At 31.3% G+C, this 24368-nt stretch carries 17 protein-coding genes and 2 riboswitches; all 17 genes read right to left on the bottom strand.

Annotated features, from left to right (window positions below; all coding sequences use genetic code 11):
* Window positions 1-114: 114 nt before the first annotated feature.
* Window positions 115-867 (bottom strand): fimbria/pilus periplasmic chaperone, encoded by a 753-nt coding sequence (locus L992_RS03525; RefSeq protein WP_047394455.1) that lies wholly within the window; start codon window positions 865-867, stop codon window positions 115-117.
* Window positions 868-872: 5 nt separating this feature from the next.
* Window positions 873-1781 carry a toxin-antitoxin system YwqK family antitoxin gene (locus tag L992_RS03520; RefSeq protein ID WP_047381009.1) on the bottom strand — a complete coding sequence of 303 codons (909 nt, stop codon included), beginning with the start codon at window positions 1779-1781 and terminating at the stop codon, window positions 873-875.
* 15 nt (window positions 1782-1796) lie between these two features.
* Window positions 1797-4406: a hypothetical protein gene (locus L992_RS03515; RefSeq protein ID WP_047394452.1), complete on the bottom strand. Its 2610-nt coding sequence runs from the start codon at window positions 4404-4406 to the stop codon at window positions 1797-1799.
* Window positions 4406-5242: a hypothetical protein gene (locus tag L992_RS03510; protein ID WP_047394450.1), complete on the bottom strand. Its 837-nt coding sequence runs from the start codon at window positions 5240-5242 to the stop codon at window positions 4406-4408. The genes L992_RS03515 and L992_RS03510 overlap by 1 nt, the downstream gene beginning before the upstream one ends.
* Before the next feature lie 16 nt (window positions 5243-5258).
* Window positions 5259-6692 (bottom strand): ABC transporter substrate-binding protein, encoded by a 1434-nt coding sequence (locus tag L992_RS03505; RefSeq protein ID WP_047381003.1) that lies wholly within the window; start codon window positions 6690-6692, stop codon window positions 5259-5261.
* A gap of 35 nt (window positions 6693-6727) precedes the next feature.
* A complete protein-coding gene (locus L992_RS03500; RefSeq protein ID WP_047384471.1) occupies window positions 6728-8836 on the bottom strand; it encodes an HD domain-containing phosphohydrolase in 2109 nt (702 codons plus the stop codon).
* A gap of 55 nt (window positions 8837-8891) precedes the next feature.
* Window positions 8892-8967: riboswitch (cyclic di-GMP riboswitch) on the bottom strand.
* Between the two features lie 56 nt (window positions 8968-9023).
* On the bottom strand, window positions 9024-10481 hold the full coding sequence (gene guaB, locus L992_RS03495; RefSeq protein WP_197053378.1) for an IMP dehydrogenase: 1458 nt from the start codon (window positions 10479-10481) through the stop codon (window positions 9024-9026).
* Window positions 10482-10559: 78 nt separating this feature from the next.
* A complete protein-coding gene (purD, locus tag L992_RS03490; protein ID WP_047394448.1) occupies window positions 10560-11810 on the bottom strand; it encodes a phosphoribosylamine--glycine ligase in 1251 nt (416 codons plus the stop codon).
* A gap of 15 nt (window positions 11811-11825) precedes the next feature.
* Complete coding sequence (gene purH, locus L992_RS03485; RefSeq protein WP_047384475.1) at window positions 11826-13355, bottom strand: bifunctional phosphoribosylaminoimidazolecarboxamide formyltransferase/IMP cyclohydrolase; 1530 nt, start codon at window positions 13353-13355, stop codon at window positions 11826-11828.
* Window positions 13356-13359: 4 nt separating this feature from the next.
* Window positions 13360-13935 carry a phosphoribosylglycinamide formyltransferase gene (purN, locus tag L992_RS03480; RefSeq protein WP_047384477.1) on the bottom strand — a complete coding sequence of 192 codons (576 nt, stop codon included), beginning with the start codon at window positions 13933-13935 and terminating at the stop codon, window positions 13360-13362.
* Entirely contained in the window at window positions 13929-14960 is a 1032-nt protein-coding gene (gene purM, locus L992_RS03475; RefSeq protein ID WP_366089501.1) for a phosphoribosylformylglycinamidine cyclo-ligase, read from the bottom strand. The genes purN and purM overlap by 7 nt, the downstream gene beginning before the upstream one ends.
* 5 nt (window positions 14961-14965) lie before the next feature.
* Complete coding sequence (gene purF / locus L992_RS03470; protein WP_047384481.1) at window positions 14966-16363, bottom strand: amidophosphoribosyltransferase; 1398 nt, start codon at window positions 16361-16363, stop codon at window positions 14966-14968.
* A 2-nt stretch (window positions 16364-16365) separates the two neighbouring features.
* Window positions 16366-17088 (bottom strand): phosphoribosylaminoimidazolesuccinocarboxamide synthase, encoded by a 723-nt coding sequence (purC, locus tag L992_RS03465; RefSeq protein ID WP_047394459.1) that lies wholly within the window; start codon window positions 17086-17088, stop codon window positions 16366-16368.
* A gap of 40 nt (window positions 17089-17128) precedes the next feature.
* On the bottom strand, window positions 17129-20818 hold the full coding sequence (locus L992_RS03460; protein ID WP_047384483.1) for a phosphoribosylformylglycinamidine synthase: 3690 nt from the start codon (window positions 20816-20818) through the stop codon (window positions 17129-17131).
* Window positions 20819-20827: 9 nt separating this feature from the next.
* A complete protein-coding gene (gene purK / locus L992_RS03455; protein WP_047394444.1) occupies window positions 20828-21916 on the bottom strand; it encodes a 5-(carboxyamino)imidazole ribonucleotide synthase in 1089 nt (362 codons plus the stop codon).
* Window positions 21903-22370 carry a 5-(carboxyamino)imidazole ribonucleotide mutase gene (gene purE, locus L992_RS03450; protein WP_366089495.1) on the bottom strand — a complete coding sequence of 156 codons (468 nt, stop codon included), beginning with the start codon at window positions 22368-22370 and terminating at the stop codon, window positions 21903-21905. Before purE ends, purK begins: the two co-directional genes overlap by 14 nt.
* Window positions 22371-22641: 271 nt before the next feature.
* Window positions 22642-22742, bottom strand: a riboswitch (purine riboswitch).
* A 110-nt stretch (window positions 22743-22852) separates the two neighbouring features.
* A partial coding sequence (locus L992_RS03445) for an efflux RND transporter permease subunit (RefSeq protein ID WP_047394441.1) occupies window positions 22853-24368 on the bottom strand: 1516 nt, incomplete at its 5' end.

Here is a 24368-nt window from a genome sequence, read left to right as displayed (position 1 = left end):
TTTTACTCCTTGAGTTCAAATTTTTCAATATTTTTTGGATAAATTTTTTCTATAGTTTCCTTATATAATAAAAAAAATGCATATTCGATCTAAATATGCATTTTACCTTTTATTCTATAATGTTTCTGTCGTTTTTCTTTCTATTATTTTTCCATTTGTATCTGTAATTGTAACTCTAACTTTTTTTCCTTTCAAACCTTCTATTCTCATCGAACTTTCTAATTTCGACTTACCACTCCTTTTCGTTCTATCAAACTGAGCTTCAATCGTTTCTGAAACTAAACCACCAGCGCCTAAAACTTCAATTTTTTGATTTAACAACTCCGAACTATTTCCTTTCGAATCCGAATCCGCTACTATTTTTAAATTTGAACTCTTAGAGTCATATGAAATCTTTAAATTTGAGATATTCGTTCCTTTATTTACCTCTCCGTAATATCCGTATATACTTATTCCAACTTCTGTTATCATCTTTATTTGAGCATCAACTCCACTACCAGATTCCCCTATTGCCTCTTTTAGAGGTATCTCTTTAAATACAACATAACTTTTATATTCTCCAGATTCCATAGCTCCTTCAGGTTTAACTCTAAATCTAACTATTTGTTTTCCACCAGGTTTAATCGCAATCATTTTGGGATATAACTTTATATGATCGTTCAAACTATACTTTTCATACTCTGGTGCACTTTCTAAAAAACTTTCCAATCTCATTGGAGATGTTGTGTTATTAATTAAAGTTATCTCATTTGTATTAACTTTATCTAAAACTATCTCAAATCTTGTAGGTGCAACACTAAAGTTAAACGCATAACCTATAGTTGCAATTAAAAAAAACATTATCGCTAGTAAACTCTTTTTTCTCATCTGTATCACTCCATTTCACTTAATAACTTATCATATTTTTCATACTTTAAATTCCTATTAAATTTCTTAAATCTATCAACTATTGAATCCTTTAACTCTGTATTTTTAGTTATAACTTTACCTTCTGAATTTACCTCATCCCCTTTAACAAAAGTTGTTTTCTGAGCTACTAATCCAGCTTTATCATATATAATAACATCACCATGTTTTAAACCATTATTATAGTTTACAATAGTTTTAATATCTCCTGTCTTATAGAAAAATTTCCAGATTCCATCTCTTCTATTATTTTTATATTCCCCTTCTAACATCTGTAAACCATCTGCTGAAAATATTTTTATTTTCCCTTCAATCTTTCCATACTTAAAATTAGTTAAGGTTTCTAAAACCTCACCTTTATAAAAGAAAGTTGCTTCGCCATCTAAAAGCCCATGTTGATATTCTACTTTAGTTAACAACTCTCCTTTTTCAGAGTATTTAACTAGTCTCCCATGCAATATTCCATCTTCTAAATTTTCATACTCCTCCATATTTTTATTCTTATAAAAATATGTCCATTGACCATTAGGTTTATCATAGTTATATTTTATTACGGCTCTTGTTTCTCCATTTAAATACTTTAGTGTCCAAACCCCATGTTTTATTCCGTTGATATATCTCCCTTCGTAGATATATTTCTCGTCCTTATCATAAACGAAACCGTGAAAAACTCCATTTTTCACTCCATTTTCATATTGTTCTTTTATACCCTCACCTATCAATTCTCCTGAAAAAGGTGTTTTTTCATTAATTATGTATACAATTTGATTTTTTAATTGCTTTTTATTTATACTCTCTTTTCTTAAATTAGAAAAGGAAAGATTAAATAGCATAATGTTTGTAACTAAAAATCCTATAACCCATTTTTTCTTCAACCGCTCTCTCTCCTTCTAAAAATTATTTAAAATATCTTCAAGATTATATCCTTCTTCATCTTCATCCTCTGACTCAACTTCAGATTGCTCTGTTGTAACTTCTCTGTTAACAACTACATCAAATCCCTCAAAATATTCTCCTTCATCTTCTTCTTGAAGTTCAATATGAACATCTAGTCCATCTTCTGAAAAGGTAACATTATCACTTCCTAAGTAAATAAACTTCATTTTATATTCTCCTGGTAATACATTTTCAAAAAAGAACATCCCATCAAACTCAGGATCTATCTCTTGATATAACTCGCCATCCTTTTCTAACGCGATATTGGTCATACTCAAGATTCTTATAAGTTCTTGTGATGATATACCATCTGCAGGCAAAATATTTCCAGTTACCATTGATACAGCTTGAACTCCTACATCATACTTCGTTCCTATTGAAGCTTTAGTCTGAACTTCTCTTTTATCTATAACTTGAGTTAACATCGGATCTATACTCTTTCTATCTACTTGTATTTTATAACTTTCTAAAGGTAGTAGTCCATTCACAAAATAATTTCCATTTTTATCAGATGTTACTTTCTTTCCATCTACGATAAGAACTACATCTGGCAATACCGTTTCTTCTAAATCAAAAATCCCATTGTCATTAGAATCAATATAAACCTTTCCAAAGATCCAAGAATTATCTACTTGTCTATCTTGAACATCTCTTTTTAAATCTCCCATATCAAAAACTTTTTCAATATTTAAACCTGCTGTATACTCACCATCACCTTTTCTTGACATTGGCAGTTCTAAATAGATTAAATCATCTAAATAAACAGTAAAGTCTAGATAAAGTCTTTCTCTATCATACTCATTATACTTAAATTCACTACTTAAAACATATTCTATAGACGTATCTCTGAATCTACTTCTTCTCCCAAGTAATTTTAAAGAGTAGTCGGTTTCAAACTTACTCTCCCCTTCTATATTCGCCTGTAATATTGTCGTAAATTTAGAGATACCACCATAACTAACCCCTGGATTAAACGTATATCGCTTTTTATCATCCTCTATGTAATTCATTTCTGCATCTAAGAAAAATGAGAAATTTCTAAACCCTCTATTTTCCAAACTTATATAATATCCTGTTTCTTTTTTCAAAGTTTTGTTTTTTACTTCTTCTTGATATCCAATTCCGATTCTTGTATTTGTAAAATCCCTTGATATCCCTATAGAATTATACTCTTTTTTATTTTCTTCATACCCCAAATAATCCGAATATCTAAAATGATTTAGAGTTAAATTATAATTTTTTATTTTCTGACTTAATCTAATCTCATAAGCATTTTCAGCTTTTTCATATTCATAAAAATTCTGAAGGTTAATCATTATCGGATAACTTGAAAAATCTACTCTATAGACAATTTCATTTTTTAAAACTTTATACTTCCTTTTACTTTCAGATTCTAATTCTAATAACCCCACACCAAGCGTCAAATTTTTAGTAGCTCCAAAACTTAATTCAGCAACCCCTTGAACCTTTTCATCATCATCTTTTTCTTGACCACTTTGAATATTATAACTCCATTGGTTTTTATTTAAGATCTTAGCATCTCCTACAGTATATACTTTTCTATTCTCAATCTGTCCATTTGTATAATAAATCTTTAAAGAGTAATCTCCACCGTAGCTTCTGTCTCTTACCTCAAATGTAAAATTCTTTTCTGTCGGTCTTTGATAGTCTAACAGAACATCATTTTGATATAGCTCTATGACATCTGCACCTTGAGCCTCACCTTTTATTGTCGTTATATTCCCTGAAGTTGAACTATATGTGTTCTTCTCTCCAAAACTCATCCCTCTAAGAGAACCGTTAATATTTAAAAAATTTGGTGTTCTTAAATAAAAATCACCTATTATTAAGTCATTCTCTTGATAAACGTTATTGTACGTTAAATTAGCGTTTTTCAACTTAGAATCGGGTTCTAAGTTATAATTCACATACAAATCTCCATACAAAAACTGAGTTCCATATTCTAAATTTATTTGTTTTTCGGAATCAGCTAAATCATTCATCGCATAACCTAATTTCAAAAGCCCTGGGGACAAAATTTTATTTTCTGCTTTAACTAAATCTACTTTCCGATTTTCCTGTTTATCATTTAATCTAAGACGCTCAACTTTTCCTTTCTCTCTTATTTCAAAAGGCAAGGTAAACTGAGGGTTAAACGTCAACTTCAAATCTTGACTCGACCAATTCAGTTCACCAAAGTCTAAATTCTCTTCTACCCCCTGTAGATTTACGTACAAATCTCCATCCATCACAAAGCTTTTTCCAGTTTTTATATCATTTTTATATTTCTTATCATCAATTTGATAACTTAAAGTTTTTCGATTGAGGTCAACATTTATTGAATATATTTCTAAAAAATAAAACAATCCTTTTATTGGAATAAATATTTCATCATTTTCAAAATCATACCTTACCATAAAAAAATCATCTTTAAGACTTTTACTTTTTATCTCTATATAAGCCTCTTCGTATTGAAAATACTCTTCTTGTGACAAAATTTCTTCAGAAAATGATATAGAAAAAATAGCTATTATCAAAATTTTAGCCATCTTTGATTTATTCATTAATCATACCTTACCTTTATAATTAACTCTCCTGTATATTCTCCTGGTGGAGAATCTTTTGTATCATTTATACTCCCATGAAAACTTACTTCGCTTCTTCCGTTAGCATTTATTCTTCCACTATAATCATTTTCTTTTATATTTTCCAAATTTGGAGTTGTTATAAACACTTTCAACACCCCTTGACCAGACCGATTTTTTATATCAACTTCTCTCGAGTAAGATATAACAAGATTTTTATTGGGTTCTCCCTCTATCTCTAAAACACCATGTGCTCCATTCGATGAAGACATTTTTTGTCCTTGAATTCCCACTCCCAAATCCATTGCAGAAGTTTTTACTTTCAAACTTTTCAAAACATTTATCTCTAAATCGATATCAATTTTAATCTTTTCATCATGGTTATTTTTGTCGCCTACAATATTTAAAGTTAAATTCGGACTCTGGTACAATCCTGCTAATGATTGATCTGATCTAACCTCAACAATCGCAACTACAACCAAATCTAAATTTCCTGCAAATCCTGTAATTTCTTTCCTCTCCTTATCAACCCTTCCCATTAAAGAGTTTATTTCTAAACTCTTTATTCTTAAAGATTCCGTTAAATAACCAGTTTGCTTATTTTTAAAATTATCTCCCGACAATCTACCAAAATCATATGATAGTTTATTTATACCTCCAAGGCCTGTCAAACTTACTCTTGAAGTTGTTATCACTAAATTTTGAGTTCTTCCACCTACAATCTCTCTTCTCTCATATAATTTAGTTGTGGATGTTCCTATCGCTCCAAAAATTTCAATACTAAGGAGTATTAAAAAAATTATAATTTTTTTCAATTCTAGTCCTCCTTTCTTATATGTTTATTCTTTCTCTTTCAATCGAAACCCTTTCTCTATGTATTAAAGGAATATAAGGAATATTCTTTGAAATCAAAGATACTATTTTATCATATATTTTATCTCTATCTACTTTTTGTCTTTCATCTTTTAAAATTTCTACAAATGGTAGTGTCGCATTATACATCCCTTTATCTCCGATATCATGAACCATAACTCTTCCCAAATTATATATTAAATATCTTTCATCGAAAATAATATTATATATTGCAATCTCATAGTCCTGATTTTCCATTTTCATCAGATAAGCCTCTTGTTGATATGGTGAAACTATGGCTTTTATTCCTTTTTTCTCTAATTGAATTTTCAAATTGTTAGCTATCTTTAAAGAAAGATCATCGTTTAAAACTGTTATTTCAATCTCTTTTTTTATCAACTCATTTTCTATTGTTTCTATTTCTACTCCCTCACTTTTTTTTATTAAAGAAAGCTTTGCTTCAAATAAACTTTCAGGGAAAAATGTTCGAGCTGCTTTTTCTGTAAATATGTTTTTTATCAACTCATCTCTATTTATGATTTTATTTAGAACTTCTCTAGTTTTTCTATTTTCAAAAGTTTTGTTTCTTTTACCAAAAATTATAGCAATTGTGTCTAACTCCTTATTCTCTTCAAGTACAACACTTTTATCTATAATCCCTTCTTTTTTCCATTCATCAATCTGCTTTGGTGTTATATCTAAAACTACATCGACAGCGTCATTGAAATATAAAAGTGCTCTTTTTCTATCACTAACCTCTGATAAAATTTCTATTTCATTTGCTCCTTTATAATTTTTAAAATAACTTTGATTTTTAGATAAAAAGAGCTCTTTATTTGTAATCTTATCTAATTTATACGGTCCTGTTCCGTATATTTTTCCATCAACTACCTTTGTTATAGAGCACATATAATATGTCAACATTGATAAAAATAGATTATTTCTTGCTTTTAGTTTTATCTCTAATTCTCTTTCTGAAATAACTCTTATATTCTGAATATCATTAAAAAAATCCTTAAAAATTCCATTAGTAAGCATTCTATCAAAAGAATTTTTTACATCTACTGCTAACATTTTATCACCATTATGGAAATATACGCCATCTCTTATTTTTAATTCTAAAAGTCTATCATCTTTCCAATTCCAAGTTTCTATTAGATTCGAAACAACTTTATCGTTGGTATCATAAACAAATAATGTGTCGTATAGATAGTTCACAGTTCTTATTGAATATTGATCCTTCATATAAATAGGATCTAAAGTTGCTACTTTTACAGCCTGAACTATTTTCAAAGTATTATTTTCTATACTCTGCCTCTCTACCTCACCACTATATTCATCAAATTGAATATCGTCAAAATACAACTCTGCTTCACCAAAAGATAATGCTGTTACTAAAACAAATAGAATCAAGTATAAATATCTCCTCAATTTTTCACCTCTTAACACTATTTATTATTTTTTATTGCTGAATAAAATTCTGTTGCTAAATCTAAAGATTCTTTATTTTCTTCATATATCTTTTCGAACTCTTTATCACTACCAAGGAAAATATCAACTAATTCTGGATCAAAACTTTTCCCTTTATCTTTACTTATAACTTCTAAAGCCTCTTCATGTGTCAATGCATCTCTATGGAACTTTCTTTGTCTTAAAGCATCATAAACATCCACAATAGAAACAATTCTAGCTTCTAAAGGAATTTCATTACCTCTTATTCCTAACGGATAACCACTACCGTCCCATTTTTCATGATGATACCTTACGATATTCTCTGCAACAGTTCCTAATTTCAATTTTTTTACCAAGTCATACCCTATTTCTACATGCTCTTTTACTTTCTTAAACTCTTCCTCTGTTAACTTAGATGGTTTCTTTAATATTTCAGATGGTATCGCAACTTTTCCTATATCATGTAAAGATGAAAATCTCTTGATACTTTCTCTTGTTTCTTTTGGCAGATTTACTTTTTCAGATAAAAGTGTCGAATACATACCTAATCTCTTCACATGATCTCCAGTATCCTCGTCATTCAATTGATTAGCCATTTCTAGCACTTCTATCAACGAAAAACTTAGTTCTTCTGCTTTTTTCCTATTTTTTTCAGATTTAATTATTAATACTATTAAAATTATTATAAATATCACTACTGGTATTGATATTTTTAAAATCAACTTATAATTTTGTGTTACTATTGAATTTTTTAAAATATTATTATCTATTACAGTTTTATCTATCGTGAAACTTTCTAAAATAGTTTCAATTAAATTTGATAACTCTTGTTTCTCTTTACTAATTCCAAAACTAACACCAAAAGAATCATTTAATATCCCTGCAACTTTTATTTTATCATCCAAAAAGTTATTACTTATTACTCCTGTCAATATATTAAAGTATCCTACCAGATACTCTCCATCTTGATTTAATAATTTATTTAACCCCTCTTCATAAGTCTCTACTTCTTCTATTTCACTATTTTTCAAAATATTTTTTAAATATATATAACTATAATCACCTTTTAAAACTAAAATTTTAGCCCTATCTAAATCAGATAAATTCTGAATAAACCCATCTGACTTTCTATTTGCCACAGACAATTTCATTTCATAATAAGGTTTTGTATAATTTTTAGTTACTCTTCCCAAAGAGTTTTCGATAGCAATTCCCTCTATGTCATACTCTCCATCTTTCACAAAACTAAAAGGAATACCTATTATCTTTTCAATCTCTTTAACTATATTAATAGTTAATCCCTGATAATTTTGTTTCTGCTTATAATAAAACGGCAACATAAATTTATCTTTTCCCAATTTAACTCTTATCTCTTTATAGTTATCTGTTACTTTTTCATAACTCGGCGTATCTTTTAACAAATACTTATAAAACGACACTCTATTTTCAGATAAAATCTCTTGAAATTCTTCACCTGGTAATTCATCTAAACTTTTTTTCACTTTTTCATAAAGCTCAGTTAAACTCTTTTTTATAGCTATTTGTTCATTATACCTTATATTCTCTAAAAGTTTATAATCTACATCACCTAAATTTTTATCATACCAATCTTGTGCAATAAAAATCTCTATCTCACCATTCTTTAATTTTTCTAATCCTTCATCAATATTCTTAACTTCAATTTTATCTAAAGTTAAATTGCTATATCTTTCTTTCATCTCTCTAATTCCATGTTGTCCAGGAATATATCCAGCTTTCAAATATCTAGCCTCTCCTAAGTTTGACAGCATCGAATTCTTATTTGTAATAACACCTATCCTATAAATCATAGGAGTATCCAAATAATCATATTCCTTCTTCCCATCTAAAGTTTCAATAGTTCTCAACATCATGTCACTATTCTCTTTATCTAATGAAACTTCAATCTCTTTTCCTTCTAAAACTTTTTTTAACAACTCTGCGTAAACACCTTGATATTCACCCTTTTCTAAATCTTTATACAAATACATATCCGTTGTATTTGAAGGTACTGTTATTGTTAATCTCTCTTCCGAGAAACCTAAACAACTAATAAACAGCATTAAAAAAACTACTAACCTCTTCATCTATCCTCCCTCAATAAAAAAAAAAAATAAAAAAAGCTGCAATAATCACAAAGACTATTGCAGCTGGCTGCCATTTTAAAGACCCTATAGCTTTGCGTCATAGAGTTTCCTCTACTTTGCCACTTATAAACGTTTCTTAATTATAATCATTATAATCAATACGTCCTACAAAGTCAATATTTTATATCTATTTAGAATAATTTGGTGCTTCCTTCGTTATTATAATATCATGCGGATGACTTTCTTTTAATCCTGCTCCTGTTATTTTAACAAATTTTGCATGAACTTTTAAATCTTCAACTGTTGATGTTCCACAGTATCCCATTCCAGCTCTAACTCCTCCACACATTTGGAAAACTACATCTTTTAAGCTTCCTCTATATGCAACTCTTCCTTCAATACCTTCTGGAACTAATTTCTTAGCGTCATTTTGGAAGTATCTGTCTTTCGATCCTCTTTTCATTGCTGCCATAGATCCCATTCCAACATATACTTTATACTTTCTTCCTTCATATATAATCTCTTCTCCAGGTGCTTCTGTCGTTCCTGCTAAAAGTCCACCAAGCATTACACAATCAGCTCCTGCTGCTAAAGCTTTAACCATATCTCCAGATAATTTTATTCCACCATCTGCTATAACTCCAATCCCTCTTGTTTTACAAACTTCATAAACATCATTTACTGCTGATAATTGAGGAACTCCTACTCCTGCTACAACTCTTGTTGTACAGATAGACCCTGGTCCTACTCCTACCTTAACAGCATCTACTCCTGCATCTATTAAATCTAAAGCTGCTTCTGCCGTTACTATGTTTCCACCAATTATGTTTAAAGTCGGGAAAGCTTCTCTGATTTCTTTTATTTTTGCCATAACACCTTTTGAATGTCCATGAGCCGAATCTACAGTTATAATATCTACTCCCGCATCTACTAAAGCTTTAACTCTTTCTAGAGTATCTGCTCCAACTCCTACAGCTCCTCCAACTCTTAATCTTCCTTGAGAATCTTTACAAGCCATTGGATATTCAACTAAATTATCGATGTCCTTTATTGTAATTAATCCTTTTAATTGACCTTCGTCATTTACTATTGGTAGTTTCTCTATTCTATTTTCTAATAAGATATCTTTAGCTTGCTCTAAAGTTGTTCCTACTGGAGCTGTTACTAAATTTTCTTTAGTCATTATATCACTAACTAATTGATCCATATCTTTTCTATATTTTAAATCTCTGTTTGTAATAATTCCTATTAAAGAACCATCTTGTTCAATAACTGGTAATCCAGAAATTTTATACTTTCTCATTATCTCTTCTGCGTGCCATACAGTTGAATCTTTTGTTAAAGTAACAGGATTCTTTATCATTCCGCTTTCATTTCTCTTTACTCTATCTACCTCAGCAGCTTGATCCTCTATACTCATATTTTTATGAATAAATCCTATTCCACCTTGTCTAGCTAAAGCTATTGCTAAATCTCCTTCTGTTACAGTATCCATTGCAGCACTTAGGACCGGAATATTTAATTCGATATCCTTTGTAAGTCTTGTTTTTAAACTAACTTCATGTGGTAATACCTCAGATTTTGCTGGAACTAGTAGTACATCATCAAAAGTAATCGCTTCTTTTATTATTTTTCCATTCATCATTTTTTCTATTCCCTCCAATTTTTCTGAATATTTTAAATAAAGACCTGCACTTTTTTTTAGTATTGTGCAGGTCTTTTTTTATTTATTTTCGTTATTATAGCACATTTTTGAGCCTATGTCATTTCTAAAAAACATTTTTTTGCATTTTATTTTTTTTACATCCAAATATGCTCTTTCTTTAGCTTCTTCTAATGTATTTCCGTATGCTACTACCGATAAAACCCTTCCACCATTAGTTTCTAATCTTCCATCTACTTTTCTTGTTCCCATATGGAAAACTATCGATTCTAAATTTTGAGGAATTTCAATTTCACTACCTATTGTCGATGATTTCGGGTAGTCTTCAGAAGCCATAACAACAGCCACTGTATATCTTTCATCCCACTCTAGTTTAACCTCTTTTTCATCCATTAAATCTAATATGGCTTTAACAAAGTCAGATTTCATTCTTGGAAGAATCCCTTCTGCTTCTGGATCTCCAAATCTTGCATTAAACTCGATAGTTTTAACTCCATCTTTGGTTAACATAATCCCACCAAATAGAAAACCTTTAAACGGAATTCCATCTTGTTTCATTCCAGATGCCATAGGTTTTAATATTTTTTCTAAAGTTTCATTTACAACATTCGAATCTATTTTTCCTACTGGAGAATACACACCCATTCCACCTGTATTTGGCCCTTCATCATTGTCATAAGCTCTTTTATGATCTTGAGCAACTTCTAAAGGAATTACTCTCTCTCCATTTGTTAAAGCTATAATAGAAAATTCAAAACCATCCAAATATTCCTCTATTACAACTTTATTATTAGGTATAGAGAATGCTATCTCTAAAGCCTCTATCGCTTCCTCTTTTGTAAAGGCAACTGTTACTCCTTTTCCAGCTTTCAAACCATCCTCTTTTATAACTATCGGAGCGCCTTTTTGATTAACATATGATTTTGCTAACTCTAAGCTTTCAAAAGTTTCATAAGCTCCTGTTGGAACATTATACTTTTTCATCAACTCTTTCGCAAAATCTTTACTTGATTCAATTCTTGCAGCAGCTGCAGTTGGTCCAAATATTTTAAGACCTCTTTTTTCAAACTCATCCACAACGCCTAAAGCAAGTACGCTTTCAGGACCTACTATCGTCAAATCTATATTTTCGTTTTGTGCAAATGTTGCAAGTTCATCTATATTTTCTTCAGAAATATCTACTAGTTTCCCAATCTCTTCCATTCCAACATTTCCTGGAGCTATAAATACCTCTTTAACTAGTCGACTCTCTTTTACCTTCCATGCAATCGCATGCTCTCTTCCACCTTTTCCAATTACAAGAACTTTCATAAACTCCTCCAAAAATTAATGTTTAAAATGTCTTACCCCTGTAAATACCATAGCTATTCCATGCTTATTGCACTCTTCGATAGATAAGGAGTCTTTTATTGATCCTCCTGGTTGAATAATTGCTTTAATTCCAAATTTCGCAGCCATCTCTACTGTATCTGCCATTGGGAAGAATGCATCTGAAGCCATCACTGCTCCATTACACTTTTCACCACCTTGTTCTAAAGCTATTTTTGCAGCTCCAACTCTATTCATCTGTCCTGCACCAACTCCAATAGTTTGATTAGCTTTTCCAACAACTATTGCATTCGATTTCACATGTTTAACAACGTTCCAGTTAAAGATTAAATCCTCTATTTCATCTTCCGTAGGCTTTCTATCAGTAACACAAACAAGTTCATCTTTAGAGATATTTTTCTCATCAAACTCTTGAATTAATGCTCCATCCATAACAGAAGTAATTTTCTTTTTATTTATAATATTTGAATTCAACTCTAATTTCATAACTCTTATATTTTTCTTCTGAGTTATTATTTGTAAAGCTTCTTTTTCATATCCAGGTGCTATAACAATCTCTAAAAATAGTGCAGATAACTTTTCCGCTACCTCTTTTGTTATAACTGAATTAGCTGCTACAATTCCACCAAATATAGAGATTTTATCAGCTTCATAAGCCCTATTCCAAGCTACATCTATATTTTCTCCACTCCCAACTCCACAAGGATTCATATGCTTAACCGCTACTACAGTTGGCTTAGTAAACTCTTTTAAAATTTCTAAAGCTGCATTTGTATCTTGAATGTTATTATAAGATAACTCTTTCCCATGAAGTTGAACTGCATTTCCTATTGAATATCCTGCAAAACTACTTTTATAGAATCCTGCTTTTTGATGCGGATTTTCTCCATATCTTAAATCTTGAACTTTCTCATAAGTAACAGTTATACTTTCCGGAAACTCCTCTTTTACTTTTGAAGTTAGATACTCTGCTATTAAAGTATCATATGCCGATGTATGTCTGAACACTTTCGCAGCTAATCTTTCTCTCGTTTCCGCTTCTGTATCTCCCGACTTTTCAAGTTGCGCTATTACAACATCATAATCCTTTGGATCTACCACAACCGTAACTGATTTATAGTTTTTAGCAGCAGATCTCAACATGCTTGGCCCACCAATATCTATATTTTCTATTAACTCCTCGTGAGTCACTCCAACTTTTGATAATGTCTCTTTAAATGGATACAGATTAACAACAACCATATCTATCATATCTATCTTATTATCTTTTAAAGCTTTCAAATGCTCTACATTATCTCTAACGCAAAGTAAAGCTCCATGAACATTTGGATGTAACGTCTTTACTCTTCCATCCATTATCTCTGGGAAATTTGTAATATCTGATATACTTAAAGTTTTTATACCAGCCTCATCTAACGTTTTTTTAGTTCCTCCTGTTGAGATAACCTCATACCCTAACGAAACTAATTTTTTAGTAAAATCTACAATTCCAGTTTTATCAGATACACTTATTAACACACGTTTCATCTATTTATTCTCCCTTTTTAAATAACTTTGTTAAAATCATTGGATATATTCTATGCTCTACATCATGTATTGCTTTTTTCAAATCATCTAAACTCCAAGTTTCTTCTATTTTTATTCTCTCTTGATATATTATTTCCCCTGTATCAACTCCACTATCTACATAATGAATTGTCACACCCGTTTTCGTCACGCCAGCTTTAAACGCATCTCCTATCCCATCTTTGCCAGGAAATTCTGGCAAATAAGCTGGATGAATATTTATTATCTTGTTGAAAAACTCCTCTAATAATACTGGAGAGATTATTCTCATATATCCTGCAAGCACAATATATTCAACTTTTTCTTTTTTCAATATCTCAATTATCTTTTCTTCAAACTCCATTTTAGTGTTAAACTCTTTTGGATCTATAAAGTAGCAAGGTATATTTAAGGCTTTTGCTCTTTCAATTGCAAAAGCATCTTTTTTATCGACAATTAGAAGTTTAACTTCATACCCTTTACCTTCACCCGTTTTTTGAGCTTCTACTATTCTTTGGAAGTTACCCCCGTTTCCAGAAGCAAACACAGCTATATTTACCATTTAATTTCTACTCCTGATGTCTTAGCAACCTCTCCTAAAATCATAGGATTTTCCCCTAACTCTTTCAATTTAGAGATTATATTTTCTCTTTCATTTTTTGAAACTACAAATATAAATCCAACACCCATGTTAAATACATTAAACATCTCTTTTTTAGGTACCCCGCCTTTTTCCTCTAAAAATTTAAATATTTTTAGCTCATTTACATTCTTGCTATCAATCTCTACTCCTAATCCTTCAGGTATTATTCTTGGAATATTTTCATAGAATCCTCCACCTGTTATATGGCACATCCCTTTAACAGAAACTGATTTTAAAACCTCTTTTACTGTTTTTACATATATTCTTGTTGGAGTAAGTAACTCCTCTCCTAAAGATTTTTCGAATCCTTCATAAACTGTTTTCAAATCTAGATTAGCATCTTTAATTATCTTTCTAACCAAAGAGAATCCATTCGAGTGAACTCCACTAGAAGATATTCCAACTATAATATCTCCTTCTTCTATTCCCTCTCCAGTTATTAACTCTTTTTTCTCTACAGCTCCAACTGTAAATCCAGCAATATCATAATGTCCTTCGCTATACATTCCTGGCATTTCAGCTGTTTCTCCACCTATTAAGGCACACTCTGCAGCTACACATCCATCCGCTACACCTTTTACAATACTTTCAATCTGTTCAGGGTAATTTTTTCCAACCGCTATATAATCTAAAAAATATAATGGCATAGCTCCTTGAACTAAAACATCATTAACACACATAGCCACAACATCTTGTCCTATCGTATCATGTTTATCCATTTCAAAAGCTAACATCAACTTAGTTCCAACACCATCTGTTCCACTAACTAAAACTGGTTCTTTCATTCCTAGCTCAGATAAATCAAACATTCCACCAAAAGCACCCAAGCTATTTATAGCTCCTCTTACTTTTGTTCTTTCAACATGACTTTTTATTCTTCTTACTGATTCATATCCTGCTTCTAAGCTTACTCCAGCTTCCATATATTTATTACTCAATTTTATCTCCCCTATTTCTTCAAATTTTCTAATAAACTAAACATACTTGTTGGATATTTTCCTGTGAAACATGCCATACAGATGTTCTTTCCTAATCCCTCTAGCATTCCTTCATGTGATAAAAATGCTAATGAATCTGCACCTATATATTCTCCTAATTCTTTTGGTGACATTTTCGTACTTATAAGCTCATTATAAGTTGACGTGTCTACTCCATAGAAACATGGACTTATAATTGGTGATGAAGCTATCCTCATATGAACCTCTTTAGCTCCAGCTTCTTTTAATAACTTTATTATATGCTTCGATGTCGTTCCTCTAACAATTGAATCATCTACTAAAATAACCCTTTTATCTTTTACAACAGCTTCCATAGCAGAAAGTTTCATCTTTACTCCACGCTCTCTTTGGTGTTGATTTGGTTTTATAAACGTTCTACCTACATATCTATTTTTTACAAGTCCCATTTCATAAGGAATACCTGAGTAATCCGAATACCCCATAGCTGAAGATAGTGATGAATCTGGTACCCCTATTACTATATCCGCCTCTACTGGACTTTCCTTTGCTAATATGTTTCCACAGCTTCTTCTACTCGTATGAACATTTAACCCATTGATGCTACTATCCGGTCTTGAGAAATATATATATTCCATCGAACACATTTTATCCTGTGTACAATCTGTATACTGAGAGCTTTCTATTGAATCTCTAGACACTTTTAAAACTTCTCCTGGATTTAATCCTCTTATATATTCAGCTCCTACAATTTCAAATGCTGAGCTTTCAGAACTAAATACATATCCATTTTCTAATTTCCCCATCGATAATGGTCTAAATCCATTTTTATCTCTTATCACGTAAAGATTTTCATTGTTCATTATAAGGAACGAGAATGCACCCTCTAATTTTGGTAATGCTTTTAGTATTTTTTCGTGGAAATCCCCCACTTCTCTTTGAATAAGGTGCCCTATTATTTCACTGTCCGAAGTTGTATGGAAAATGCTTCCCATAGCTTCTAATTGCATTTTCAACTCTTTTGCATTTACAATATTTCCATTGTGTGCAATAACAAAATCGCCAGTATGAGAACGAACAAGTATTGGTTGAACATTTTCTATTCCTCCTCCTCCTGTTGTAGCATATCTTACATGTCCTATTGACATATCACCTGGTAGTTTTGCTATTCTTTCACTGTTAAAAACTTCAGTTACCAGCCCTTCACCTTTTTCTCTAATTATATTTTCTCCATCAGAGGAAGCTATACCAGCTCCCTCCTGACCTCTATGTTGTAACGAGTGTAGTCCATAGTATGTTAATTGTGCTGCATCCTCTACATTAAATACTCCGAACACTCCACACTCTTCATTTATTTTTCCACTTAAAAAATACTCTATCTCTTTTATCATTTTTACCCCACTATTTTATTTAATCTTGCTAAAACTTCTTGATAAGCCTCTTCTACATCTCCTAAATCTCTTCTGAATCTATCCTTATCTAACTTTTTTCTAGTTTCTTTATCCCAAAGTCTGCAACAATCAGGAGAAATTTCATCAGCTAAGATTATATTTCCTTCTGAATCTCTTCCAAACTCAATTTTGAAATCAACTAATTCAATTCCTATTTTATCAAATAGATCTTTCAGAAGTTCATTTATCTTTTTAGTTTGAGAATAGATTGATTCTAACTCAGGTTTAGTCGCAAGTCCAAGTGCCATAGCGTGATAATCATTTATCATTGGATCACCTAACTCATCTTTTTTATAACAAATTTCGAATATAGGAGTTTCTAAAACTAATCCCTCTTCCATTTTAAATAGTTTTGCTGTTGAGCCAGCTAATGTATTTCTTACAATCACTTCTAATGGAACTATATCAACCTTTTTACAAAGTTGTGCTCTCTCTGATAAGTTTTCTATAAGATGAGTTTCTACTCCATTCTTTTTTAAATAATCATAAATTATTGTTGTAATTTGACTATTTAATATCCCTTTATTTTGTATTTGACCTTTCTTTAAATTATTAAAAGCTGTTGCGTCATCCTTATAATAAATAATAACTTCATTAGGATTTTCTGTTCTATAAACTTTTTTTGCTTTTCCTTCATATAACTTATTTGCTTCTACTAATAACATCTGGTCACTCTCCCACTTTAAATATTTATTTTTTAATTTTTTATTTTTTAAAATAGTTAACTCCATTGCTAAATAAATCTTGCATTTTATTTCCTGATATATTCTTTAATAATCCATTTTCATATCTCTCTGAATGTCCCATTTTCCCTAAGATTCTTCCACACTTTGAAACAATTCCTTCGATTGCATATGTTGATCCATTCAGATTGTATTCTTTATCCATTGTTATATTTCCATTTTCATCACAGTATTGAGTAATTACTTGCCCATTTCTAAATAACTCTTCTGCAAACTCTTTTGTAACTACAAACTTTCCCTCTCCATGTGATACTGGTATGTTATGAGTTTCTCCAACAGTAAATGAACTCATCCAAGGAGAATTATTTGAAACTATTTTTGTGCTTACAACTCTTGATATATGTCTGTTTATATCATTTCTAAATAGAGTAGGTGAATTTTCATTAACGCTATCCACATCTCCATAAGGTAATAATCCAGATTTTATCAACGCTTGGAATCCATTACAAATTCCTAAAATCAATCCATCATTAGCTAAAAACTCTTTCATACTGTTTTTAATTTTAGGGTTTTGAAGTATGTTTGCTATAAACTTTCCAGATCCATCTGGTTCATCTCCAGCACTAAATCCACCCGGAATCATAAATATTTGTGCTGTCTTCATCTTTTCAGAAAGTGTTTCTATACTTTCCTTGATTTCATTTACACCCAAATTATTGAATACATATATCTCTACTTCAGCTCCTGCTCTTTCGAACGCCTTCTTCGTATCATACTCACAGTTTGTTCCTGGGAAAACAGTCACTAACACTTTTGGTTTATCGTATAATTTTTTAGCCTTGAAAAGCTCTTCTGTTTTAAATTGTTTTTCAATTACTTCACCAGAACTTTCAACATTGTATGGATATATCTTTCCATATCTTTCTTCCCATGTAACTATCAAGCTATCAATACAGAATTTCTCTCCGGCTAATTCTACTGTTTTCTCTTCTACAGTTTCTCCTATACAAACTCCAAACTCTAACTTTTCATTAGATTCAACTATTATATCTCCAGGCATTAAATCGAATAATCCTTCTGTCATTTCGATTTTTGCTCCAATTTTATTTCCAAAACTCATTTTAATAACCGCTTCTGCTATTCCACCAAACTTTATTGTTGAAGCTGACTCAATCTTTCCTGCTTTTATAGCAGATTCAATCATTTCAAAGTTTTGTTTTATTTTAACAAAGTTTGGAACGTCTCCTGCTAATCTTTCACTTTTTATTAAATAGATTTCATTTCCTGCCTTCTTAAACTCTGGAGATATAATATGTTTTACATTCTCAGTTGTAACTGCAAATGATATCAATGTTGGTGGGACATCTAAATCTTTAAACGTTCCACTCATACTATCTTTTCCTCCAATAGCAGGTGTTTCGAATTCTAATTGTGCTTCAATTCCACCTAACAAAGCCGCAAATGGTTTCCCCCATCTAGTTGAATCTTTACCTAATCTTTCAAAATATTCTTGGAATGAAAGTCTCGCTTTTTTATAACTTCCTCCCATTGCAACAATTCTTGCTAATGATTCAATTACAGCATATTGAGCTCCTAAATATGGTGAGTATTCTGACACTAAAGGATTATATCCATAAGTCATTATAGAGCAAGTATTTGTAACCCCTTCTGTTGGAAGTTTTTGAACGCTTCCTTCAGATTCTGTCAATTGATACTTCCCTCCAAAAGGCATTAAAACAGTACTTCTTCCTATAGAAGCATCAAACATCTCAACCATTCCTCTTTGAGAAGAAACATTCATATCATTTAAAACTTCAGCTACTTTTTCTTTAATATCCAAAGTACTCTTTTTTATGAATGGATTCTCTTTAGATGATGGTATTACTTTTACCTCTTGGCTTTGTCTAACTCCGTTCGTATCTAAGAACTCTCTAGATAAATCTACAAGCGTTTCATCTTTATATTTAACTACTAATCTTTCCTCTTCTGTAACTACGGCAACTAGCGCTGACTCTAAGTTTTCAGCTTTAACTAACTCTTGGAATCTTTGGGCATCTTTTGCTTCTACAACTACAGCCATTCTCTCTTGAGATTCAGATATTGCTAACTCAGTTCCATTAAGTCCTAAATATTTAACTGGTACTGTGTCTAAGTTTATCTCTACTCCTCTTGCAATCTCTCCTATTGCAACACTCACTCCACCTGCACCAAAGTCATTTGATTTTTTTATCAATTTAGTAACCTCTGGGTTTCTAAATAGTCTTTGAATTCTTCTTTCTACAGGCGCATTACCTTTTTGAACTTCAGACGAACATTTTGTTAGTGATGTTTCATTATGTTCTTTTGACGATCCTGTCGCTCCTCCGACTCCATCTCTTCCTGTTTTTCCACCAATTAAAATAACTATATCTCCTGGTACTGGACTCTCTCTTCTTACATATTCTTTTTTTACAGCTCCAACTACAGCTCCAACTTCCATTCTTTTAGCTTTATATCCATTGTGATAAATCTCTTTTACAAATGTTGTTGTCAGTCCTATTTGGTTTCCATATGATGAGTATCCATGAGCTGCTCCTTTAGATATCTTTTCTTGAGGTAATTTATTTGGTAAAGTATTTTCAACTCCCTCTGTTATATCTCCAGCTCCAGTTATTCTCATTGCTTGATAAACATATGCTCTTCCTGATAAAGGATCTCTAATAGCTCCTCCTACACAAGTACTAGCTCCTCCAAAAGGTTCTATCTCTGTTGGGTGATTGTGAGTCTCATTTTTAAACATTAGTAACCACTTTTCTGTTATTCCATCCACATCTACATCTACTTCTACACTGCAAGCATTTATCTCTTCTGATTCCTCTAAATCATCCAATTTCCCAACTTTTCTTAAGTATCTTCCACCTATAGTTGCCATATCCATTAAAGTTAGAGGTTTAGATTCTCTCCCCAACTCTCTTCTTAAGTTTAAATATCCTTCAAAAGCATTTTGAATATTTTCAGTTAATTCTCCGCATTCTATTTTTACATCTTTTAAGTATGTTTCAAAAGTTGTATGTCTACAGTGATCTGACCAATAAGTATCTAAAACTTTAATTTCTGTTTCCTTTGGATCTCTTTTCTCTTCATTTCTAAAATAATTTTGAATATGTTGCAAATCTTCTAACGTCATTGCTAATCCATGTTCATTTAAAAAAGCTTCTAACTCTTCTACTTTTTTATCTATAAATCCGTTATAAGTTGGAACTGGATCAATATCTATATTCTCTTCTAATACTAGAGTATCTAGATTTTTCTCTCTTGTTTCAATTGGATTTATCAAATATTCTCTAACTTTTTCAAAACTATTTATCTCTCCATGGAACACTAATAATCTACCACTTTTAATTTGAACACCAGCTTTATTATTTAAAAGCATTAAACATTGCTCTGCTGAATCAGCTCTTTGATCATATTGCCCTGGTAAAAATTCTGTTGCTAAATATCTTTTCCCTTCTAAATTAACATCCTCATATACATCATCTGTCACAGGCTCTGATAAAACTTTATTTTTTAAAAGCTCTAAATCCTCATCTGTACAGTTAAAAATATCATAAACGTTGTATAAATCTATTCTATCGATATTTCCTTCTTTTAAATTTTCTAGAAGTTCATTTTTAACACCTAAACTTTCTACTTGAAACCCATCTTTTTTCTTAACAAATACTCTTTTATTCATTGATCCTCCCTAAAATGAATTAGCTTTCTCTATTAACTTATCTATGTTTTCTCCGCAATAATTTATATGTCCCATCTTTCTATCTTGTTTCCACTCTGTTTTTCCATAAATATGCAGTTTTGTATTTTCATCCAATACTATTTTATCTACCTTCTCTCTATCTTCACCCATTATATTCAACATCACAACCGGTGTTAATAGTTTTACTTCCGGTAGTTTCTCACCTAAAACCCCTAATAGGTGAATATCAAATTGAGAATAGTTACAAGCATCCAGTGTATAATGAGCACTGTTATGAGGTCTTGGGGCCATTTCATTGAAATATACCTCGTCCCCTTCTATGAAATATTCAATTCCTAGTGGTCCATAAATTTCTAACTTTTCAACAATTCGTTTCGATAGTTCCTCTATTTCCTTTTGAAGATTTTCTGATATTCTTGCCGGAACTATTGTTTTATTTAGAATTCCATTTTTGTGTATATTTTCGCCTACTGGAAATGTAACAACATCTCCTGTTATTCCCCTAACAACTAAGCATGAAACTTCTTTTTGAAAGTTTACCATCTTTTCTAAAATATACTCTACATTTTTCCAATCTACACTATGCAGATCCTCTTCATTTTGTATTTTCCACTGACCCTTTCCATCATATCCCCCTGAACAAGTTTTAAGAATACAAGGTCCCCCAATTTTTGTCAAAGCTTCTTTAGCTGTTTCAAGATTTTTTACAGCTACAAAGTCTGCTGTTCTAACTCCGATTTCGTTAACTGCTGACTTTTCTCTTACTCTATGTTGACTTAGATACAATGGTCTCTCACCCTGAGGAACATTTCCTCCATTTCTTTTTAAAAAATTTATAACCTCACTCGGAACATTTTCAAACTCATAAGTTATAACATCCGCTTCCTCACAAAGTTTCTTTAAAGCGATTTCATCATTATATTCAGCTATAATATGCTCATCCGCTCCAAATCTTCCACACGAATCTGAACTCGGGTCTAATATTACTGTTTCATACCCCATCTTTTTTCCCGAGTCACAAAGCATTTTAGCTAATTGTCCCCCACCTAAGATTCCAACTGTTCTAGATTTTTTCATCTAAAATCATCCTTTCCATATTCTCTCTATAACTCGTCACTTTTTTAGCTAACTCGCTATCTTTTATTGATAATATTTTAACTGCCAACAATCCTGCATTTTTAGCTCCTCCAATAGCTACTGTGGCTACTGGCACTCCTCCTGGCATTTGAACTATTGATAACAGAGAATCTATTCCCTTTAAAGTCTTACTTTCAATAGGTACTCCAATAACTGGTAAATCCGTTAAACTTGCAACCATTCCCGGAAGATGTGCCGCTCCACCTGCTCCAGCAATAATTACCTCTATCCCTCTACTTTTAGCTTCCTTAGCATACGTGAACATTAACTCTGGAGTTCTATGAGCTGATACTATTTTTACCTCATGTTCAACTTCAAACTCTTTTAATATATTCACACATTCGTTCATTGTAGGTAAGTCTGATTTACTTCCCATTATTACACCTATTTTCACTCTTTTTCCTCCCTAAAGTTTAAAAATAAAAAACGCACATTACTAAAAAGGTTACAACTATCCCTTTTCAATAATCTGCGTTTTTACACACTTATTCCATTTATTTTGCATTATATTTTTTATATGTTTTTGTTTCTGATTTTTCTTTAATTTTAGCACTTTAATAAACTCCCCTTATTTTATTTTGGGGTCAACAAAAAAAGTCCATAAAAAAAGGAAATTACACTGTAATTTCCTACAAGATTGAATTTTAAATATATCAAAAAAACATATATCAAAAATCTATCCTTGTAGTCCGCCAATTTACGGTGGCAGGTAGAGACTTGTTGACCTTATTTCAACTATTATACAAGCTTTAATTTATTTTTGTTTTTTAATACTTTTCCTGATTTAATACTAACACACTGTTCGTTTTTTTTCAACCATTATTTTCACAATAAAAAAAGTTCTCTGAATTTTACTTCAGAGAACCATTGATTTTACTATGCTTTCTTATTGAAAAACTTTCTTCTTATTCCTTCTATGAACTCTTCAACAATAATGTATAAAACTGGAATTACAACCAGAGTCAGTATCGTTGAGAATGATAGTCCGAATATAACAGCAATTGACATTCCTGAATAAAGTTCTGCTCCTTCTCCAAATCCTAAAGCTAGCGGTATCATACCACAAACTGTTGTCATTGTTGTCATCAGAATTGGTCTAAGTCTTGTTTTACAAGATTCTCTAACCGCATCGTTCAACTCATGACCTCTTTCTCTTAGAATCTTAATAAAGTCAATAAGTACTATCGCGTTATTAACAACGGTACCGGCAAGCATTATTATTCCAATCATTACCATCATATCAAATGGTGAGTTAGTAAGTAATAATCCACCATAAACTCCAATCATCGCTAACGGTACTGATGCTAGAATAATTCCTGGTAATAAGAAGTTCTCAAATTGTGATGCTAGAATTGCATAGATTAAGAATATAGATATTCCTAGAGCCATTCCCATCTGTACAATCGCTTCGTTAAACATTTGAGACATTCCACCCCAAGAGTAAGAAACTCCTTTTGGTGGGTTAGTACTTTCAAACGCATTTACTATTTCACTTTGAACTTTACTTAATCCTATTCCACCATCATTTGCTGATACTGAAACATAGAATATTTTATCTGTTTTTGTGATCTCCGATGCTCCTTCTGCCATTACAACATCAGCTACATCAGAAACTTTTATAAATTTACCATCAGCACTTCTAACATTAAGTTCCTCTAACGTTGAAACTTTTGTTCTGGCATCTTTTGGTAATCTAATTAAAACATCTATCTCTTCTGTTCCTGTTTTTACAGATAGAGTTTGTCCTGTTGATCTATTTCCACCTAAGAATGAGTAGCTTATTGTTCTTCCAATATCAAACGGACTAATTCCATAAGCTCTTAATTTATCTCTATTTAATACAACTCTTGCTTCAACATTTCCAGCTTCTATACTAGATGTTATATCTATTATTCCTGGATTTTTACTTATTTTTTCTTGTACCTGTCTTGCTATGTTTTCAGCTATATCAAGTGAATCAGAAGAGATTCTAAATTCAACATCTCTGTCTCCACTACCTGATTGATAATCGTCTTTCAAGTTAAATTTAATTCCAGGAATTTTAGATAACTCCGGTCTTAAACTATCCATAACTTCAAATATACTCGTATCTCTATCTGTTTTAGGCCCAATATCAACGTTAATTATTCCTGTTCCCGTTTTTACTAAAGTTATATAAGTTTTTGTTAGGCTATTATTTTTTACTATCTCTACAGCTTGCTCTGTTATCTCTTCAGCTCTTTCAACTGACAATCCCTTTTCAAGTTCTAGCACAACAGCGTATCTTCCATAGTCTTGCTTTGGAATAAACTCTGTTCTAGTAAACATAGGTCCTATTATCATCATTCCTATAAATGTTAAGAACGCTAATGCAACTGTTTTCTTTCTATTTGAAATAGCCCACTCTATTATT

Origin of the sequence: Cetobacterium sp. ZOR0034 (genome assembly GCF_000799075.1) — a bacterium.
Taxonomy (GTDB): domain Bacteria; phylum Fusobacteriota; class Fusobacteriia; order Fusobacteriales; family Fusobacteriaceae; genus Cetobacterium_A.
Note: the sequence above shows the minus strand (reverse complement) of the source record. Positions and strands in the feature narration are given on the sequence as shown.

Bases quoted from the DNA above. Each gene is read 5' to 3' on its own strand.
- L992_RS03460 (WP_047384483.1), bottom strand. From the start codon at position 20,818: ATGAATAAAAGAGTATTTGTTAAGAAAAAAGATGGGTTTCAAGTAGAA.
- L992_RS03500 (WP_047384471.1), bottom strand. From the start codon at position 8,836: ATGAAGAGGTTAGTAGTTTTTTTAATGCTGTTTATTAGTTGTTTAGGT.
- purD (WP_047394448.1), bottom strand. From the start codon at position 11,810: ATGAAAGTTCTTGTAATTGGAAAAGGTGGAAGAGAGCATGCGATTGCA.
- L992_RS03515 (WP_047394452.1), bottom strand. From the start codon at position 4,406: ATGAATAAATCAAAGATGGCTAAAATTTTGATAATAGCTATTTTTTCT.
- guaB (WP_197053378.1), bottom strand. From the start codon at position 10,481: ATGATGAATGGAAAAATAATAAAAGAAGCGATTACTTTTGATGATGTA.
- purH (WP_047384475.1), bottom strand. From the start codon at position 13,355: ATGAAACGTGTGTTAATAAGTGTATCTGATAAAACTGGAATTGTAGAT.
- L992_RS03525 (WP_047394455.1), bottom strand. From the start codon at position 867: ATGAGAAAAAAGAGTTTACTAGCGATAATGTTTTTTTTAATTGCAACT.
- purC (WP_047394459.1), bottom strand. From the start codon at position 17,088: ATGTTATTAGTAGAAGCAAATAAGTTATATGAAGGAAAAGCAAAAAAA.
- purK (WP_047394444.1), bottom strand. From the start codon at position 21,916: ATGAAAAAATCTAGAACAGTTGGAATCTTAGGTGGGGGACAATTAGCT.
- purF (WP_047384481.1), bottom strand. From the start codon at position 16,363: ATGATAAAAGAGATAGAGTATTTTTTAAGTGGAAAAATAAATGAAGAG.
- purN (WP_047384477.1), bottom strand. From the start codon at position 13,935: ATGGTAAATATAGCTGTGTTTGCTTCTGGAAACGGGGGTAACTTCCAA.